The organism is Halalkalibaculum sp. DA384 (assembly GCF_043951955.1).
In the GTDB taxonomy this organism is placed as follows: domain Bacteria; phylum Bacteroidota; class Rhodothermia; order Balneolales; family Balneolaceae; genus JAMQKA01.
Genome location: NZ_JBINJE010000081.1, coordinates 1 through 2095, shown reverse-complemented (window position 1 = coordinate 2095; position 2095 = coordinate 1). Strand labels below are relative to the sequence as shown.

Genomic DNA, 2095 nt, shown 5'->3' with positions numbered 1-2095 from the left:
TAACATGACCTCTTAAAATAAACCTCTATGAATCATAAGGTCATATATCAGTTTGTCCTGGCCAGAAGGTTAAGCGTTCAAATACTCCCGGGCGTAGTTTTAAATAATGGTGCTCGTCTACTTTTGGCGGGCACATTCTATTTCCCTCCTGTCTATCTTCCGATAAATTACAAGCTGGTGCTACAGAAGGTACGGCATTTATTCAGCCATTAATGCCTCAAAACCATACCTATAGAGTGAAAGCACCTCTTTTCTCAACACTGTTCAAACACACGGGTATCAAAATGTACACCAAATACCTTCTTATTTCCTCTCAACAGGTACTTATTATACCGCAGCTGTAACTATTTTACCTGAAAATAACGGATCAGATCGATAAACAAATCGCAAAGTTGCCTTTAATGTAACGAAAGAAAAAGTAGTAGCCCCTGTTTTTGAGGCTACTACTTATTAGAGGTGCCACTTATTTTTCACCCTTTGATTTCTTCTTCCATTGATCAATAGCAATGGGAATTGCAAAAATCAACAAGGCAATAATACTGATAATAACTGAAGTTAAATCGATATCCATGGTGATATTTTTTGTAATTGATATACCATACCCAAAATGAGCATATGGGTATAACTCTGGCCTAATAATGGTTGAATGTTCAGCCAGTGGAATTACAAAAAGAAATGGAAGGGATATAGAAGCTTGCCTGGCGTGAGCCCTGTTTCAATTAAGCTTCCATCCCTGATACAGCATGTTACCCATTGTTCTGTTACCGGTTCGGGAGCAGAGCCTCTAAACAGATTATATTCTCGCTCGGTAGAAGATTGTGATTGAGGAACTCTGTTTGTTATTTGAACCGAACCTTCTGCCTGTGGATGAATCGCATAGAAATCAGGTTGAGCAGAAGGATACCCAAACGGGGTATGATCCGTTTCCCCGGGCTGTATTTCGGATCGATTATCCAGGTATCTCGAAGGGAGTTCTCCCATTGCATTAAGGGGAGAATGAATGGCAAAAACCAGCAGAAATATATTTATAAAGGCATGCATACTTTATAAATATAGGAACTCGGAGAAAGAATGCGTACTCTAATTTCTATCATACTTATGGCGCTTGTTACTCCTTTTATTTAAGAAGCTGCCTGATTTCAGCCATATCCTTTTTATCCGAAAGGATGTGCAGCTTGTCATGGCTTTCTATAAACGGATTTCCATCAATTCAGTAGTCTTAAGCAGATCTATGGAGATCGTCAAGGTTGCACCGGTTAGAGTAAAGAATATTCAGTTTGAAAAATATAAGTGGATGCAGGATAACGATCAGGAGATAAATAGCTGTATGAGTCGTTTTCAATGTCTTCAGGCAGTTCTGCATTTGGGCTGCGTTAATACTAAAATCGGGCACTCGTTTTATATTTGCCTGCTGTTTATGGCTTTGGTCTGAAGATGAGGATCGAATCCTTCCGGTCGGATTTCTCTTCAACCCGATGATTCACACTGATATGTGATATTTTTTTGTTTTTGGATGCATATTCACTTGAGAGAAAAGGCATCTGAGGATTTTCTGCAACTGACGGGTTTCCCGGATCAAGTGGTTTAAAGCTTGCTTATTTTCGAAATCTGGAAACGTATCTGGCACTCTGTTAACCAGGCGATTATTATTGAATAAACAAAGTCTTACCCAAATTTTAAAAAAATACCAGATGAACCGAATTAATAACATCAGCAAAAAAATAGTCAGTACTTTTAAATATGGGCATGATGCACATCGCCTTTCTTTGGGATTAATCTTTATATGGTTTGGACTTCTCAAACCTTTTGGAGCAAAAACAGCAACTTCGCTTCTGGCCCATACAATTTATTTTTTTCCACCAGAAACCGTCCTCCCTTTGTTAGGCTGGTGGGAAGTCGCTATTGGTATTACTTTGATTTTTAAGCCATGGGTTAAGTATTCCATTATTTTGCAATTTATCAGAATACCAGGGACAATTTTAGCCTTTTTCATACACCCTGTGGCTATTTCGGAGATCATTGTGCCACCCATTTCGGCCATGTTGTGCCATCCGTTTCGGAGGTCATTGTGCCAGTTTAGGTAGGTGATCGCCGG

Annotated in this window: 1 protein-coding gene; it reads right to left on the bottom strand. The window is 39.3% G+C overall.

The window, feature by feature from the left end:
* Positions 1-1846: 1846 nt before the first annotated feature.
* Positions 1847-2095, bottom strand: a 249-nt coding sequence (locus tag ACG2E4_RS18270; RefSeq protein ID WP_395277487.1) for a hypothetical protein, incomplete at its 5' end; no start/stop codon positions are given.